The 16,085-nt window shown below is 71.3% G+C and carries 14 protein-coding genes; 8 read left to right on the top strand and 6 right to left on the bottom strand.

Annotated elements, in window-relative coordinates; translation table 11 throughout:
* Nucleotides 1–92: 92 nt before the first annotated feature.
* From PKE84_RS04850 to PKE84_RS04840, 3 genes are read right to left on the bottom strand one after another with little or no spacing between them, the layout of a single operon-like run.
* Nucleotides 93–1,808, bottom strand: coding sequence for a lipopolysaccharide biosynthesis protein (locus PKE84_RS04850; RefSeq protein ID WP_271176084.1), 1,716 nt, complete (start codon nucleotides 1,806–1,808; stop codon nucleotides 93–95).
* Complete coding sequence (locus PKE84_RS04845) at nucleotides 1,805–3,151, bottom strand: Coenzyme F420 hydrogenase/dehydrogenase, beta subunit C-terminal domain (RefSeq protein ID WP_271176083.1); 1,347 nt, start codon at nucleotides 3,149–3,151, stop codon at nucleotides 1,805–1,807. Before PKE84_RS04845 ends, PKE84_RS04850 begins: the two co-directional genes overlap by 4 nt.
* Entirely contained in the window at nucleotides 3,148–4,224 is a 1,077-nt protein-coding gene (locus PKE84_RS04840; protein ID WP_271176082.1) for a polysaccharide pyruvyl transferase family protein, read from the bottom strand. The genes PKE84_RS04845 and PKE84_RS04840 overlap by 4 nt, the downstream gene beginning before the upstream one ends.
* Before the next feature lie 194 nt (nucleotides 4,225–4,418).
* Between PKE84_RS04840 and PKE84_RS04835 the strand changes: the two genes are divergently transcribed.
* Nucleotides 4,419–5,456, top strand: a complete 1,038-nt coding sequence (locus PKE84_RS04835) for a glycosyltransferase (RefSeq protein ID WP_271176081.1) — start codon at nucleotides 4,419–4,421, stop codon at nucleotides 5,454–5,456.
* Nucleotides 5,457–5,511: 55 nt separating this feature from the next.
* On the opposite strand, the gene PKE84_RS04830 is transcribed toward PKE84_RS04835, so the two are convergent.
* Nucleotides 5,512–6,234, bottom strand: a complete 723-nt coding sequence (locus PKE84_RS04830) for a polysaccharide deacetylase family protein (RefSeq protein WP_271176080.1) — start codon at nucleotides 6,232–6,234, stop codon at nucleotides 5,512–5,514.
* The gene (locus PKE84_RS04825; RefSeq protein ID WP_271176079.1) at nucleotides 6,231–7,178 is read right to left on the bottom strand and encodes a glycosyltransferase family 2 protein; all 948 of its coding nucleotides are present in this window, start codon (nucleotides 7,176–7,178) and stop codon (nucleotides 6,231–6,233) included. The genes PKE84_RS04830 and PKE84_RS04825 overlap by 4 nt, the downstream gene beginning before the upstream one ends.
* A gap of 51 nt (nucleotides 7,179–7,229) precedes the next feature.
* Between PKE84_RS04825 and PKE84_RS04820 the strand changes: the two genes are divergently transcribed.
* The 7 genes from PKE84_RS04820 to PKE84_RS04790 all read left to right on the top strand — a co-directional run bounded on the left by PKE84_RS04820 (nucleotide 7,230) and on the right by PKE84_RS04790 (nucleotide 14,811).
* Nucleotides 7,230–8,210, top strand: a complete 981-nt coding sequence (locus PKE84_RS04820; protein ID WP_271176078.1) for a glycosyltransferase family 2 protein — start codon at nucleotides 7,230–7,232, stop codon at nucleotides 8,208–8,210.
* Complete coding sequence (locus PKE84_RS04815) at nucleotides 8,207–8,728, top strand: acyltransferase (RefSeq protein WP_271176077.1); 522 nt, start codon at nucleotides 8,207–8,209, stop codon at nucleotides 8,726–8,728. Before PKE84_RS04820 ends, PKE84_RS04815 begins: the two co-directional genes overlap by 4 nt.
* A gap of 177 nt (nucleotides 8,729–8,905) precedes the next feature.
* Nucleotides 8,906–10,159 carry a DUF1972 domain-containing protein gene (locus PKE84_RS04810; RefSeq protein WP_271176076.1) on the top strand — a complete coding sequence of 418 codons (1,254 nt, stop codon included), beginning with the start codon at nucleotides 8,906–8,908 and terminating at the stop codon, nucleotides 10,157–10,159.
* Complete coding sequence (locus PKE84_RS04805) at nucleotides 10,156–10,959, top strand: CDP-alcohol phosphatidyltransferase family protein (protein ID WP_271176075.1); 804 nt, start codon at nucleotides 10,156–10,158, stop codon at nucleotides 10,957–10,959. The genes PKE84_RS04810 and PKE84_RS04805 overlap by 4 nt, the downstream gene beginning before the upstream one ends.
* Nucleotides 10,959–11,645, top strand: coding sequence for a hypothetical protein (locus PKE84_RS04800; RefSeq protein WP_271176074.1), 687 nt, complete (start codon nucleotides 10,959–10,961; stop codon nucleotides 11,643–11,645). Before PKE84_RS04805 ends, PKE84_RS04800 begins: the two co-directional genes overlap by 1 nt.
* Nucleotides 11,646–11,678: 33 nt before the next feature.
* Complete coding sequence (locus PKE84_RS04795; RefSeq protein WP_271176073.1) at nucleotides 11,679–13,028, top strand: O-antigen ligase family protein; 1,350 nt, start codon at nucleotides 11,679–11,681, stop codon at nucleotides 13,026–13,028.
* Between the two features lie 70 nt (nucleotides 13,029–13,098).
* Nucleotides 13,099–14,811 (top strand): tyrosine-protein kinase domain-containing protein, encoded by a 1,713-nt coding sequence (locus PKE84_RS04790; protein ID WP_271176072.1) that lies wholly within the window; start codon nucleotides 13,099–13,101, stop codon nucleotides 14,809–14,811.
* A 106-nt stretch (nucleotides 14,812–14,917) separates the two neighbouring features.
* Here the strand turns inward: PKE84_RS04790 and PKE84_RS04785 are convergent, their stop codons facing one another.
* Nucleotides 14,918–16,078, bottom strand: coding sequence for a glycosyltransferase family 4 protein (locus PKE84_RS04785; RefSeq protein ID WP_271176071.1), 1,161 nt, complete (start codon nucleotides 16,076–16,078; stop codon nucleotides 14,918–14,920).
* Nucleotides 16,079–16,085: the final 7 nt, after the last annotated feature.

The raw sequence follows: 16,085 nt of genomic DNA, 5'->3' as shown, positions 1-16,085 counted from the left end.
CGTAGCGCACGAAGACCGGGAGGTCGCCGCTCAGGCGGTGCCTCCCGGTCTTCGTCGTTCCCGGCGTTCCGGCCTCGTCGCCGGCGACGCCGTCAGTGCCGACGGACCATGCGCGCGGCCGCGAAAACTCCCGCGAGGTCGCGCCGCACCACGGGGATGACGAGAGCCGCGAGCGCGTACACGGCGGCGCAGCCGAGGGCGGCGGCCACCACTTGCACGACCGCAGGCAGTTCTCCGGAGAGCCAGGCGGATCCTCCGGCTGCTCCCGCGGCGAGGGCGGCGAGTGCGAGCACCCGTCCGGCGCCCGCGTACAGCCGTGCGGTCGGGATGCTCGTGCGTCGCGAGAGCCACCACAGTGAGATCGGCCACGAGATCGCCGGGGCGATGGCGTAGGCGATGGCGATCCCGAGCACCCCGCCGAACGACCCGATCGCGATGCAGACGATCTTGATCGCCGCGCTCACCAGCGAGTAGCGCAGCAGGTCGCCGGTGAGGGCGCGCGCCACGTAGACCCAGTAGCCGACGAAGGCGAGGATCTGGAAGATGCCCGCGATGGCGAAGAGCCGCAGGATGGGGGCCGCGTCGAGCCATTGCTGCCCGAGGAGGAGTTCGGTCACCGGCTCCGCCGCTCCGGCGACCAGCGCGAGCCCGGCCACGATCGTGTAGCCCAGAGCGAGCTGCCCGCGGCAGAGCCAGTCGGCGAAGCGCTCGCGCTCGTCTTTCAAGCGCGAGAACACCGGCAGGGCCACCGTGGTGAGCGGGATGCGCACCTGGTTCAGCGGCGTCATCAGCAGTTGGAACGCCCGGCTGTACAGACCGAGCGAGGCAGGCCCGAACCGGATGCCCACCAGTATGTTGTCCACGTTGTTGCTGATGTAGCTCACCAGCTGCGACGCGAGCATGTTCCACCCGAACGCGAGGAAGGCGCCGATCGGCTCGCCCCGGCGCGGGAGCCGGGGGAGCCATCCGGCGGCGGTGACGAGCACGATCAACAGAACCAGTGCCTGGCCGAGCTGCTGCGCCACCAGCGCCCAGTAGCCCCAGCCGAGCAGTGCGCCGCCGATCGCCACCGCGAGCGCGACGGCCGGCGCGATGATGTCGGCGGCGGCGACCGAGGAGAACTTCAGGCGGCGCACGAGATCGGCACGGTACTGCGTCCCCAGGCCGTTGATGAGGAACGTGAGGGAGAGCGCGTGGGAGATCGGCACCAGCTCCGGCTGACCGAATGCTGCGGCGATCAGCCCGGCGCCGAAGAAGACGAGGACGGAGAGCACCAGGCCGATGGCCGCGTTCACCCAGAACAGGTTGTCGCGCTGTCCGCGGCTGAGGGTGGTCGCCTGGATCGCGGCCGACGACAGACCGAAGTCGCGGAACAGCTCGCCGATGCCGATGATGGCGAGGACCATCGCGATGAGGCCGTATTCGTGCGGGCTGAGGAGGCGGGCCAGCACCACCACCGAGACGACCTGGACGAGCACCTTGCCGCCCTGGGCGGCGAGGGTCACGGCAGCGCCGCGCGCCGCCTGGGTCCCGAGCCTCGGTGCGACCGGACCGGTGCCGCCAGTGCCGCCGGTGCCGCCGCCGCTCGAGCCGACCGCGGGGCCGTCCGCCGCGAGCGCGGCAGAGGAGAGCTCGGCGAACTCGGTCGCGGCCTCTTCGGCGGGTGTCGCTCCGGCGAAGTCGGCGGCGTCGCCGATGGTCTCTGGATCGATCGGCGGGGTCACCGGCGAGGCGTCCGACTCGGCAAGAGCGGACGCCGATTCACCGGCGCGGTGACGGCCGGCCCGAACCGAGCGCCGGTCGGTCACGGCGCCGCCCGCTTGCGGCGCTGATAGGTTCCCCGCGCCATCCTCACGGTCTCGCGCAGGCGTCCGACGGCGAGCACGAGCAGACCGAACCCGCGGAACGACGGAACCGGTCCGCCGGCGAGGCGCGAACCGACCAGCCGGCCGGCGAGGGTGCTCCTGCGCGTGGTCTGCAGGGGCTGAACTGCTGCGAGATCGTCGATGTCCATCGGAGTGACCGAGATCACCCCTGCCTCGACGGCCTGCAGCACGATCTCGTAGCCGCGTTCGGTGCGGGCGATCAGCGCGCTGCGGCCGGCCCCCTCGGCGAACACGGGATACCCGTGGGCATCGGCGCGCCAGAAGTCGGCGGCCGTGATGTCGGCGCTCTCGCCCACTCCGTCGGCGCAGATCTTGCAGCGCCATTGCACGGAGGGCCCGAGCGTCGAGCCCCACGACTCGTCATAGCTGGCGTCGACGGACGCACCGTCGCGCCGCACTGCGGTGAACCGGCCGGGCCAGCCCCGCCCGCGATACCAGAGGTCGGCCAGCGGCTCGTCAGCACTGACGCCGAGCGACGACACCAGCGCATCCGTCGCATGCTGGCTGGGCGTGCCGGCGCAGAAGAACGACAGGATGACCGGGTCGCCGCCTGCTTCCGCGGCCGCGGCAGCGGGACGGGAGCCGACCAGGGAGCGTATGGCCGATGCCTCGCAGGGCTTGCCGACGAACACCGAGCCGTTCTGCAGAGCAGCGGGCTGAGCCGCGTTCGCGGTGGGGGCGTACCGGGAGCCCGCCGCGGCGACGGCGTCGGCGCGGGACATGATGGTGACGCTCACGGTGCGACGGGGCTCGCTGCTGTCCGCCGTCGCTCCGACCATCCGCGCCGCCTGCCCGGTCTCGAGCAGCCAGGCCGCGATCGCTGTGAGCGCGCCGCCGCTGGATCCCCGATGCCGGATGTCCGAGTCGGTCGCCCAGGCCTTCCAGGCGCGGACCACCGGCCCCATCGTCGGGTGACGCGTCGAACCGGGCGGCCGTGCCGCAGACACGGTCACGCCGGGGCATGCGGCGTCGAAGCGGCGCACGGCGTCGTCGTCGACGTCGGTCACCACGGCGACGTCGGCCGCGTCAGCGATGTCGGCCGCGTCAGCGAGGTCGGCCGCGACGGTGGCGTCGGCCGGAGCAGGCGAGACGCGTGTCGGCCGGAGGAAGCCGTCGGGGGACATCCGCATCTCCAGGCCCGGGTCGAGCAGGGCGCAGGCCCCGCATCCCGAGCAGTTGCCGGAGGCGACGACCCGCGCGATCGCCGCGTCGAGTCGCGCGGCCGCCGGGCTCAGCGCCGCCGTCTGCTCGATCCCGGTGGTCATGCGACCTCCCGGAGCGCGTCCTCGGCCACCGCGAGCGTCGCGTGTGCGCGCTCGACCAGGGCCGCGGCGTCCGCGCGAAGCGTCGGGGAGGCGAGCTCCCCGAGCGCGGCGGCCACAGGGTCGTCGCTGGTGCGGAGATCGACCGTGTGGGTCCAGCCGAGGTCGCTGAGGAGGGGCGAGAACTTGCGCGAATAGGCGAGCGGGATCGCCGGCGTTCCGACCGACAGCGCGTTGAGGCAGGCATGCATGCGGGATCCGATGACGACCTCGGCCGACGCGACCGTCTCACGCACGTCGTCGAGCCCGGTCGGGAAGACGATCTCCGCGTCGGGAGCGACCGTGGAGGAGAACTCGCGGATCGCCGCGATGTCCGAATCGGGGTTGTCGGAGTCCAGCACGTGAGCCAGCAGGGTCACCCTGCGGTCGTCCCCCGCGAGCGACCGGTAGAGGCGGGTGACCGTGTCGCGGTATGCCACCGAGTCGACGTGGGGATTCGCGTACCAGAGCAGGCCGGAGATGTTGAAGACGACGTCGCGGGTGCGGGGGACGTCGGGCCGGGGAAGCGCGAAGACGACGTCGGTCGTGAGGACGTCGGGCGCCCGCCCGAGCTCCCCCGCCTGGCCCGCGCTGGCCGAGTCGCGCGCCATCACCAGGGCGGACCGGCGCAGAGAGTGCCGGCCGATCGCACGCCCGGATCGACTGTCGAAGGGGCCGATGGTCTGCGGGCCGAGCACGACGGGGACGCCGGCCTGCGTGGCGAACTCGGCGACGGTCGACATGACGACCAGCCGGCGGGTGCCGTAGATGTCGGCGAAGCTGTCTCCGGAGCGGGTGTCGATCACGAGGTCGAAACCGGCGAGCCACTTCTGCATCCCCGCCCGGCCGAGCACGCGCTCCTTGACGAGCGAGCGCACGCGGCCGATCGGCAGTTGGGGCACGCGCCGCCCGTAGTTCTGGAAGGTGACCTCGGCATCCGGCCACACGCGTTTCACGAGCTCGGCCGTGCCGGACCCCAGGGCGCGCACGCCGAGATTGGGCGACGCGTCATCGGCCCAGAGAACGAGAACTCGCATGTGGCAACACTTCCGCGGTCGGGTCGACGGCTGCGCGGGGCGCGTCCCTCACGCGCCGAGCCCGGCCTCCGTCGTACGGGTGCCTCTTGTTGAGACTTACTCATGTATCTTAGCCGGGTGGTCACCGCACTGCGCCCCCACTTCAGGGCGCGTGAGGAGCAGGGGCCTCGCCTCGCCGCCGCAGGCGGGGCAAGATGGAGCGCGACGACGAGGGGGAGGCGATGGCCGGTTTGATCGTGCAGCAGTCGTTCCCCGAGCCCCGGCCCACGACCAATCCCTACCTCGTGATGCTGCGGGACAGCATCAAGGAGCTCCCCGGTGTCGAGCTGCGCACCTTCAGCTGGCGCAATGCGCTCACGCGGCGTTTCGACGTCTTCCACGTCCACTGGCCCGAGATCCTCGTCTCGGGGCACAGCCCGTTGAAGAAGCTGGTGCGTCAGGCGCTGACCCTGCTGCTCGTCGGCAAGCTCGCCGTCACGCGCACCCCGATCGTGCGCACGGTGCACAACCTCGACCTGCCCGACGGGATCTCGCGTCGGGAGCGCTGGCTGCTCCGGGTGATCGACCGGCGCACCACGCTGCGCATCCGGCTCAACCCGCTCACTCCGCTGCCGGAGGGCGCGCCGTTCGAGACCATCGTGCACGGTCACTACCGAGGGTGGTACCAGCCCTTCGAGCGGTCGCCGCGCGTGCCGGAGCGGCTGGCGTACGTCGGGCTGATCCGCCGCTACAAGGGCGTCGACGCGCTGCTCGCCGCGTTCCGGAGCGTGGGGTCGGCGGACGCGACGCTCACCGTCGGTGGCAAGCCGTCGAGCGACGACCTCGTGGCGCAACTGCGCGCACTCGCCGCCGACGACCCGCGGATCGCCCTGCACTTCGCGTTCCTCAGCGACGCCGAGCTGGTCTCTGCGGTGACCGCGGCCGAGCTCGTCGTGCTGCCCTACCGCGAGATGCACAACTCGGGCGGCGCGCTGTCGGCCCTGTCCCTCGACCGGCCGGTGCTCGTGCCCGACAACGACGTCAACCGGATGCTCGCCGCCGAGGTGGGCGAGCGCTGGGTGAGCCGGTACGACGGCGACCTGACTGGTGCACACCTCGAGGCGGCGCTCGCCGCTGCGAAGGACATCCCCGAGGGCGAGCGCCCGGACCTCTCGCGCCGCGAATGGGACGACGCCGGTCGCGCGCACGTCGCCGCCTACCGCCGGGCGATCGCGCTGCTCCGTCGCCGCTGAACGCGCGGGCCGTCTGCGGAGGCCGAACGTGCGGCGCCGGGTGCGGCCCACGGTGTCAGCGCGTGAACCGGCCCTCCAGCCGCGGAGTCCCGGCGACCAGGGCGTCGCCGAGGGAACGCGCACGCAGACCGCGCTCGGCGAACCCGTCGAGCACGAGCGAGAGCAGCTCGACCCGGTCGACCTCGGGTGCCGGCCCGTCGTCGACGCGGTCGGTCGCATCCGCATACCCGTCGTGGGCGAGCAGGATGGCGCCCGGCCGAGCGCCCGACAGGGCGGAGGCGACGCGATCGGCCTGCGTGACGCCGCGTCGGGAGTCGCCCGTCGTCGGTCCCCAGAGCACCGGCGTCAGCCCCTCGGCGTGGATGCGCCTCCACACCCGGTACGTCTGGTGTCCGTAGGGCGGCCGGAACCAGCGCACGGGACGACCCGTGCGGTCTTCGAGCTCGCGCCGCCCGTCGCTCAGGTTGCGGCCGACCTCGTCGAGCGGCAGCGTCGTGAGATCGCGATGGTCGACGCCGTGCAGGGCGACCTCGTGGCCGGCATCCACCACGGAGGCCAGCAGGCCGGGGTCGGCGCGCACGCGGGTGAGGAGCACGAAGAACGTCGCCGTCGCTCCGCGTTCCGCCAGCACGTCGAGCAGGCGGTCGGTGGTGCCGGCGATGGGGCCGTCGTCGTAGGTCAGCACGAACTCGGGCGCCTCGGTGCGCACCTCCATGACGGTCCCGGCGAACGCGGTGGCCCGGCGAACGGCCCCCGCGACGGTACTTCTCGCGCTCACGCGGTCACGTCCTTTCTGGCGTACTCCTGGTAGACGACGCCGGCGGCGCCGGAGACCATGCCGCCGCCCCGCCAGACGGCACGTGCGCCGCGAGCCTGATGGCGAAGCGAACGGGTGATCATCCCGAACGCCCAGCGCAGCGCACCGGCGACGATGCGCACCGCTCCGCCGACCACGCTCGTGATCCGTGCGGTGACGGCCTTGAGTCCCCCTCCGGAGAGCCGGATGCGCAGCACGCTCGCCGAATTGCCGTGGCTCCAGGCGCGTTTGAGCACCCAGCGGCGCGTCATCCGGTCGAGCGGCACCAGGTCGGTGATCGCGGACTCGTCGCACCAGACCATGCGCCTCCCCGCGGCGTGGAGTTGGCGGCTGAACAGGGTGTCCTCGCCTCCGCTGAGGCCGAGGTCGTCGGCGAACCGCACGCCGGCGGCCCGCACCTGATCGAGGTCGAGCAGCAGATTGCCCGCGGCGGCGACGTCGATGCTGCTGCCGGTCGGCATGCTCCGCCGGACGTAGAAGGCGCCGGCTTCGAGCCAGGGGTCGAGCGGCCCCGCGAACGAGGCGACGACGCGCCCGGCCACCGCGGCGGGCTCGTCCGCCGCGACCCAGGTGGCGAGGAGGTGCTCGAGCCAGCCGTCGTGGGGGTGCTCGTCGTCGTCGATGAACGCGAGCAGCCGGGAGCCGGCCGCCTCGTCGAGCGCGCGGTTGCGCACGGCCGAGATCCCCGGGTGCGGTTCGACGACGGAGCGGATGCGCTTGTCGCCGATCGCCACCGCCGCGTCGCGACCGCTTCCCTGCGGATCGTTGTCGACGACCAGTACGTCGGCGGTGAAGGCGGGGCCACGCAGCCGCGCGGCGCTGTCGGCGTGCGCGAGCAGCATCGGGAGCAGAGTGGCGAGCTCGGCTGGACGATGGAACGTCGGCACGGCTATGGTCACTCTCACCGGCTCATCCGGTTGCACAGTGCACCCCCTCGATCGTCAGAGCGGAAGTCTATGCCAGAGCACGCGCCCTTCGCGGGCTGCGCCGTCGTCGTGGTGAACTACGCGTCCGCCGCGCTGCTCGAGCAGAACCTGACCAGGCTCTCCCGGGCAGCCGACGGTCTCATCGTCGTCGTGGTGGACAACGCGAGCACACCCGACGAGCGTGGCGAACTGACCAGGATCGCGCACGCCGAGGGGTGGGAGACGGTGCTCCCCGACACCAATCTCGGATTCGGGCTCGGTGTGAACGCGGGGGTCGCCCACGCCGCCGAACGCGGCGCGCAGCGGTTCCTCCTGCTGAATCCGGATGCCGTGATCGAGCCCGTCGACGCCGAGCGGCTGTTCGCCGCGGTCGCCGCGCACCGCCTCACGCTGGTGTCTCCGCGCGTGCTGCGCCCCGACGGCTCCACGTGGTTCGCGGGAGCGGACGTCTCGCTCGTCGATGGCCGGATGAGCTCCGCCGCGAAACGCCCGCAGCCGGCGGCCCGGCGTGCCGAGCCCTGGCTGAGCGGCGCCTGTCTGGCGGTCTCCGCCGAGCTCTGGGATCGGGTCGGGGGATTCGCCGACGACTACTTCCTGTACTGGGAGGATGTCGACCTCTCGCACCGCGTGCTGGCATCCGGCGGCGAGCTGGCCGTGCTCGACGACGCCGTGTGCGTGCACGCCGAGGGCGGCACCCAGCAGACCGGTGAGGCGCACGCCTCGCCGGCGAAGTCGAACGGGTACTACTACTTCAACATCCGCAACCGTCTGCTGTTCGCGGCCCGCAATCTGTCGACGGACGACCTGCTCGCCTGGCAGCGCACCGCGAACGCGGTGGCCTGGGAGATCCTGCTCCAGGGCGGCCGCCGCCAGTTCCTGCACTCGCTGCGGCCGTTCTCGGCGGCGCTGCGAGCGCTCCGCGACGGTCGCCGGATCGTTCGCGACGAGCTCGCGGCCCGCTCCGGCGGTGCGGCTCCTGCCGAACCCGACTCTGCTAGGAATGCCTCATGAGTCTCCGCGGTCGGCTTCGTCGCTACACCGAACTCGCGCGCGGTGTGCTCCGCGGGCATCCGGGAGCGCGAATCGGGTCGGGCGTCCGGCTCGGCGGTCCCGGCGTCTACGCGCTCGAGCGCGGATGCGCCGTTCGCAAGGGGGCACGCGTCTGGGTCGGCGCCGGCGCGACGCTGCGGTTGGCACGCGGCAGCGCGATCGGCGCCCGCAGCATCGTGAACGTGGAGTCGGGTGTGATCCTCGGGGCCGGAACGCAGGTCTCGTGGGACGCCCAGATCCTCGACACCGACTTCCACCGCATCACCGCGCCCGACGGCACGGTGCGGCAGCACACCGCTCCGATCGTGATCGGCGAGCACGTGCTGATCGGAACCGGTGCGCTCATCCTGAAGGGCGTCTCGCTCGGCGACGGGGCCGTCGTGGCGGCGGGCTCCGTGGTCACCCGCTCGGTGCCGCCGGGGGTCATCGTCGCCGGCAATCCGGCGGCGCCCGTCGGCGAGTCCGCCGACTGGACCTGACGGCACCACCCCCGGATGAGGGGACGACAAATGAGAAAACCTCGCATTAGACTCGTGACAGCAACAGCGACCCGACCCTGGTGCGATCATCAAGCGTTCTTCTCACAGGTCTCGTGAGAAGCAGACAACACCGCGGTCGTTTCGCTGTTCCATCAGCGATCGAGAGCGAGACGGGCCATGGGCAATGGGGGTGACTACCTCAGCATCGCATTGGTCGGCACGCGCGGAGTTCCCGCGCGGTACGGCGGCTTCGAGACGTGCGTCGAGGAGGTCGGGGCGAGGCTCGCGGAGCGCGGCCACGACGTAGTCGTCTACTGTCGCTCCCTCGACGACGAGGCCGACCACCCCGAGACGTTCCGAGGCATGCGACTGGTGCACCGCGGTGCGATGCGTCGTCGCTCGCTCGAGACGCTCAGCCACACGGGCCTCTCCGTGGCCCACCTCCTGCGCAATCGCACCGACGCGGCCATCGTCTTCAACGCCGCGAACTCGCCGTACCTCCCCCTGATCCGAGCCGCCCGCATCCCGGTGGCCACCCACGTCGACGGGCTCGAGTGGCGCCGCGCGAAGTGGGGACGTGGAGGCCAGGCCTACTACCGCAACGCGGAGTCGCTGGCGGTCAGGTGGTCGGATGCGCTCATCGCCGACGCGCAGGGCATCGCCGACTACTATCGCGACGAGTTCGCCGCCGACACCGAGTTGATCGCCTACGGCGCACCCCGGGTCGACCGCGAATCGGATCTCCTCGGCGACCTGGATCTGCAACCGGACGGGTACCACCTCGTGGTCGCGCGGTTCGAGGCGGAGAACCACGTCGACGTCATCGTCGACGGCTATCGCCGCAGCGGAGCACGCAAGCCACTCGTCGTCGTCGGCTCCGCGCCGTACGCCGACGACTACACGCGTCGCGTGCACGGCCTGGCCGACGACCGCGTGTCGTTCCTCGGCGGCGTGTGGGACCAGCGGCTGCTCGACCAGCTCTACGCCGGCGCCTACACCTACCTCCACGGCCACTCGGTCGGGGGGACCAACCCGTCCCTTCTCCGTGCCCTGGGAGCCGGCACCGCGACGATCGCGTTCGACGTGTCGTTCAATCGCGAAGTGCTCGGGCGCTCGGGCATGTACTTCACCGATGCCGCCGACGTCGCGCGTGCGCTGGAAGCGGCGGAGGAATCGCCCGCCGACGTGGCCGAACGCGGCCGGCTCGCGAGCGAGCGAGCAGACGACTACGACTGGGATGCGGTGGCCGACGCCTACGAGGGGATGTGCCTGCGATTGGCGAACGGCGAACTCCGTCGAGCGAAACGGCCTCTGCTCGCCCAGCGCACCGGCCGCGAAGGCCGCCGGACCGCGGTCGCGGCCGCCGGCACCGCCTTCCGCGGCTCCGCGCAGAGTACCGCCTCCGGCAGCGAGGAGGTGAGTGCGCCATGACCAGTGACGGGATCGCCGCCGAGAGCTCCGGCGCGACGCGCGAACGGTACATCGACGTGGTGCGCCGCCTGACGGCCGCGCAGAAGCCGGCCGCCCGTTCGGCGCCCGCGTACTCGCGCTTCGTGAACCGCCGTATCGGCCGCTATCTCGCCGCCTGGGCGTATCGCGCGGGTCTCTCGCCGAACGCCGTCACCGCCATCAGCGCGGTGTGGACGTTCGTGGCGATCGCCCTGCTGATCGTCCTCCCGCCCTCGTGGGGGCAGGGGATCGCGGTCGCCGTACTGCTGCTGATCGGCTACGCCTTCGATTCGGCCGACGGCCAGGTGTCCCGGTTGCAGGGCACGAGCAGCCCGGCCGGCGAATGGCTCGACCACATGGTCGACGCGACGAAGGTCTCGACCATGCCGCTGGCGCTCGCGATCGGCTTCTACCGCTTCGATGTCGTGCCGACGCTCTGGCTGCTCGTGCCGATCGCGTTCGCGATCGTCTCGGCCGTGCTGTTCTTCGGCATGATCCTCACCGAACAGCTTCGCCGGCGCACCGCAGGCAGCGTCCCGCTCGCGACCGAACAGCCGGGGCGCCCGTCCTGGATGCGCGCGCTGGCCGTGCTGCCGATGGACTACGGCGTCCTCTGCCTCTCCTTCGTGCTCTTGGGGGCCGTCCCCGTGTTCGTCGTGGTCTACACGCTGATCGCGGCAGCCACGACCCTCTTCCTTCTTCTCGCGGCGGCCAAGTGGTTCCGCGAGCTCCGGTCGTGGAGTCCCGACACCTCCGCGACCACTCAGAAAGGAGACCTCTGATGACGAAGGTCGAACCCCCAACCCCGTCCGCACACGACGGCCGGTCCACGATGCCCCGGGGGAGGATCATCGCCCTCATCGTCGTCGCTGTCGCCGTCGTGGCGATCATCGTCACCGTGTTCGTCGTCGCGAGCACGCGCAGCACGCCGAGCACGAACGCCGGCAATGACCAGAACCTCCCGGCGGGTGCCCTTCCGACGCCCGATCCGAACTCGCCCCCGCCGCCGACTCCGACCCCTGCCCCGTCCCACTCGACGGGCAAGGCGTCCGCGAAGCCGACGGTCGACCCTCGGTACGGCGCCCCCGTCGCCGACGTCGTGCCCGCGAAGAAGGCAGCGAAGCTCAGCGGCGGACTCACGGCGACCGTGGTCTCGATCGACGCCACCCAGGCCAAGGCGATCCGCGCGGGCGAGACCGCCGGACCGGCGATCAAGGTGACGGTCACCCTGACCAACTCGACGGGCAAGGATGTCTCGCTCGGTCAAGTCGCCGTGAACGGCTATTACGGCTCGAAGGCGACGCCGGCCGTCGCGCTGAGCGACGGCGCGAAGCCGCTCCTCGGCACCCTCGCCGCCGGCGCCACGGCGAAGGGCGTCTACCTCTACTCGGTGCCCACCGACCAGCGGGCGTCGGCCGTGATCACGATGACCGACTCCGCCGGCACGCCGGTCACCGTCTTCAAGTAACCCGTACCGCTCGAGGAAGGGCCCACTCACCCGATGTTCGTCACCATCGTCCACGCCGCGATCAGCGGCCCGACGCTCGACCGCACCCTGGTCGCAGCGGCGGGCCTGATCGCCGGGGTGGCGGCGTTCTTCGTGCTGCGGCGCTCGCCGAAGCTCGCGGTCGCGGTGTGGATCGTGGTGCTCTGCTTCGTGCCGGTCTGGGTGGGCCTGGGGATCGGCTTCAACGGCAACTACTACCTGCCGGCCGCCTCGGCGGCGGCGCTCCTCATCATCGTGGCGCTGCTGCCCATCCACTCGTTCCGGTTCAGCCTGCTCGACGGGCTGGTGCTGATGCTCGTGGTGTTCGGGCTGACCTCCCTGCTGGCGGAGAGCCCGACCATCGCCATCGGATTCGCGTTCTCCCTCGTGACGTACTTCATCATCGGCTACGTGCTCGGCCGGCTCGCGCCGCTGCGCGTCGACCCGAGCTGGATCTACGGCGCGATCGCCATCGCCTTCAGCGTCGTGAGCGTGTTCGTCGTCATCGAGTTCTTCGCCGGATGGAATCCTTTCGTACTGATCCGCGTGAACAATTCGATGTTCTCGATCTGGGGGACCCTGCAGGAACGCGGGGGCATCCTGCGCGCGGAAGGGGCGTTCGGCCACTCGATCGCGCTCGGTTCGAGCCTCGCGATCGCGATCCCGCTCACCCTCGCGGCGCGCTTCCCCCTCCTGCTGCGCGGAGCGATGGTGCTGCTGATGCTTTTCGCGACCGTCCTCACCTTCAGCCGCGTCGGCATGATCGGGGCGCTGCTCGGGCTCGTGCTGTCGATCGTCTTCATGCGCGACGCGATCTCGCGGCGCAGCCGGATCATCCTCACCACCTGCATCGCCATCGTCTCCGCTGTGCTCTTCCCCCTGGTGACCACCGTGTTCGACGACGCGGGGGCGGAGGCGGCAGGCAGCGCGGCCTACCGCAGCGACCTCCTCTCGCTCCTCGGCAGCATGAACATCGTCGGCGTCGCCGATTCCGCGCGCCGCGATTCGACAGGCCAGGTGTACTTCGGCAACTTCCGCTCGATCGACAGTCAGCTCATCCTGACCGGGCTCTCGAGCGGGTTGATCGCCTTGGGGATGATCGTCGTCGCACTCGCCGTCGGCATCGTGCTCGTGGTGATCCGGCGTGCGACGCCCGCGACGATCGCGGTCGTGGCGCAGATCCCGGCGCTCGCGACCGTGGCGCTGATCACGCAGTACTCGGTGTTCCTCTGGTTCGCCGTCGGCCTCGCCGCCTCGACGCAGCTCGCGCAGCGCGGGGGCGCGGACGCGGACGAGGATGCCACCATCGCCCACAGACGACCGCCGCGGGAACTCGCGGCGAGCGTGAACGAACGGGGAGCCTAGAATGCCACCAGCACGCTCACGCCACGTCCTACCGCTTCGCCCCACTACCGACCATGTGAGAGGCACCGCAATGAGCCAGCACCAGTACCTAGCCGCGTTCCGCCGCTATTGGTACATCGTCGTGATCTCGACCATCATCGGCGCCATCGGCGGCTGGGGGCTCTCCCAGATCGCGACGCCCGTGTACACCGCCACGTCGAGCCTGTACTTCTCGCTCAACTTCGGCGGCACGGCGAACGACCTCAATCAGGGATCGACGTACACGCAGAACCAGATGCTGTCGTTCGCGCAGCTCGTCGAGTCGCCGCTGGTGCTCGACCCGGTGATCGACGACCTCAACTTGTCGACGACCGCCACGGATCTCGCCGACTCGATCGGCGTCAGCACGCCCCAGAACACAGTGATCCTCGAGATCGCCGTCGCGAATCAGGACCCGGCGGTCGCGGCGAAGATCGCCAACGCCGTCGCGACGAGCCTCAGCGACAAGGTGGAGCAGATCGCGCCGAAGAGCGCGGCCGGTGACACCACCGTCGCCGTGCGCGTCATCCAGCAGGCGGCCGTGCCCTCCGCTCCGTCGTCCCCCAACACGCGGCTGAACCTCGTCGCCGGCCTCGTGCTCGGCCTCCTCCTCGGCTCGCTGATCATCGTGCTGCGCGAGCTGCTCGACACGCGTGTCCGGTCGGCGGCCATCGCGACGTCCGTCACCGGCGCTCCGCTGCTCGGCACGGTCGAGCGCGAGAAGCGCAAGGCGGTCGGTCCGGTCGTTCTGCGCGACAGTCTCTCGACGGCCGCCGAGAACTATCGTCAGCTGCGATCGAACCTCGAATTCGTGACCGTCGACTCCGATTCGCTCGGCCTCGTGGTCACGTCGTCGATCCCCGGCGAGGGCAAGTCGACCATCGCACTCAACCTCGCCCTCGCGCTCGCGGAGAGCGGACGCCGTGTGCTCCTCGTCGACGCCGACCTGCGTCGCCCGATGGTGGCCGGATACACCGGGCTGCCGGGTGCAGCGGGCCTGACGTCGGTGCTGGTCGGCCGGGCGTCGGCCGAGGATGTCATCCAGACCTGGGGATCGACCGGCCTGGACATCCTGACGAGCGGGCCGATCCCGCCCAACCCGAGCGAGCTGCTCTCGTCGCGGATGATGGCGGAACTGGTGGACGAGCTCGTCGGGTCGTACGACGCCGTCGTGTTCGACACGGCGCCGATGGTGGCCGTCGCCGACGCCGGTATCCTCGCGCGACTGGTCGACGGCGCGATCATCGTGGTGGACAAGACACGGGTGCACCGCCCACAGCTCGCCCAGACGATGGACTCCCTCGAGAAGTCGGGCGTGAACGTTCTCGGCGTAGTGCTGAACCGCACCGCTCCCGCTCGCGACAAGTACGCCTACTACCACCACGCCGGTGAGGCGCCCCGGTCGGGATGGCGGCGGATCTTCACGCGGCGCGGCGCCGCAGCCCAGCCCAGCGCGGGTATCCTGCCCGCTGTCGGTCCCCACGCCGGCGGTGGAGGGGAGCCACGGCCGGCCGGATCGGAATCCGAGGTGTCGAGCTCTGCATCAGCGGAGGCGGACCCGGCGCAGAGCGGGTCCGCCGGTGCCGTCGACCTGGCAGCGCTCGAGCTGGAGTTCCCCGAAGCAGACGACTCTCCGCTCGACGAGGAGTTCGAGGACGATCTCGGCGATCCCGCGCTCGACGACGAAGACGCCTACGAGCCGGCCCGGGCTTCGGCGGCGCGGCGCGACACGATCCCCGAGCGGCTGAGCAAGCACGACGGCTGATCGAGGCACCGTCGGCGTTGCCGAAGTAGCCGTCGCCGTCGGCGATGCTGGAGCATCCGGCGCCGCCGGTGTCGAGAGGTGGTGGCCCGCCCGGTCCCCTGCGCGGTCAGCGCGCGTGCCGGCGGACGATCTCGGCGATCCGCCGCCGGTAGGTGGCGACGCTGTGCCGCTCCTCGGCCGCGCGCGTGTCCGCCCACATGGCGTCGGCACGCTCGGCCCACGCCTCGATCGTGTCCTCGAGCGCGTCGGCGAGAGCGCCTGCGTTCCCCGGAGCGACGGTGGTCGCCGTGCTGTACCCGGCCGTCGCCTCCAGCAGCCCGCTGGTCGCACTCGCGATGACGGGACGGCCGGCGAGGATCGCCTCGACCGCAGTGTTGCCGAACGGCTCGTCGACCCGCGACGGCACCACGACGACATCGCCGGACCCGACGAGCTCCCACACCGACGGGACGAACCCGTGGAAAGTGACGTTGGAGCCGAGATCGGCCGCCGCCACCTGGTCGCGCAGCTCCTTCTCGTACCATTCGTAGCCGGGGAAGACCGAGCCGACCAGGTCGAGGTCGGCCTCGACGCCCCGGGAGCGCAGCTCGACCAGGGCGTCGATCGCGACGTCGACACCCTTGCGGGGCGACAGCCGGCCGACATAGGTGACGCGCACGGCGCCGTTCAGATCGCGGCGCACCGGCTGATGCCGCGCCGGGCCGGGTACGGCGTTGTACACGACCTCGGCGCGGCGGGCGAGCCGCCGGAAGGACTGCTCGAGGACACCGACGCTGAACCGGCTGTTCGCAACGAGCGTCGACGAGAGGAAGAGGGGGAGGGCGAGGATGCGGCGCATCAGAGGCGACGCGGATGCCTCTCCCTCGTGCACGTGCGTCAGGGCGGGCGTGCGGTGGACCCGGGCCAGGGCGGCCCAGAGCGGGATCGTGATGGTGTTCACGTACACCAATGACGGACGTTCCCGCCGGATGAGCGCCGAACCGTGGCGCACACCGCTGGCGGTCGTGCGCAGGAAGCGCAGCATCCCGGCCGGCCGCAGAACGCTCTTGCGGAGCACCGGGGTGGGACAGATCTCCACGCGGGCGCCCCGTTCGCGGAGCGCAGCGAGGAGGGGGCCGTCGGTGGGAACGGCGACGACCACGTCCCAGCCGTCGTCGACCAGTGCGCTGACGCTCTCGAGCATCACCCGGTCGGAGCCGTAGAGCTCCGCGCTGGGGTGGGCCACGAGGACGGTCGCAGTGGATCGCCGACGGCTGGGAGTGGTCATCCGATGT

The sequence above is a fragment of the Leifsonia poae genome, from assembly GCF_027921845.1.
Classification (GTDB): Bacteria; Actinomycetota; Actinomycetes; order Actinomycetales; family Microbacteriaceae; genus Leifsonia; species Leifsonia poae.
This window is presented reverse-complemented; position numbering and strand designations above follow the sequence as displayed.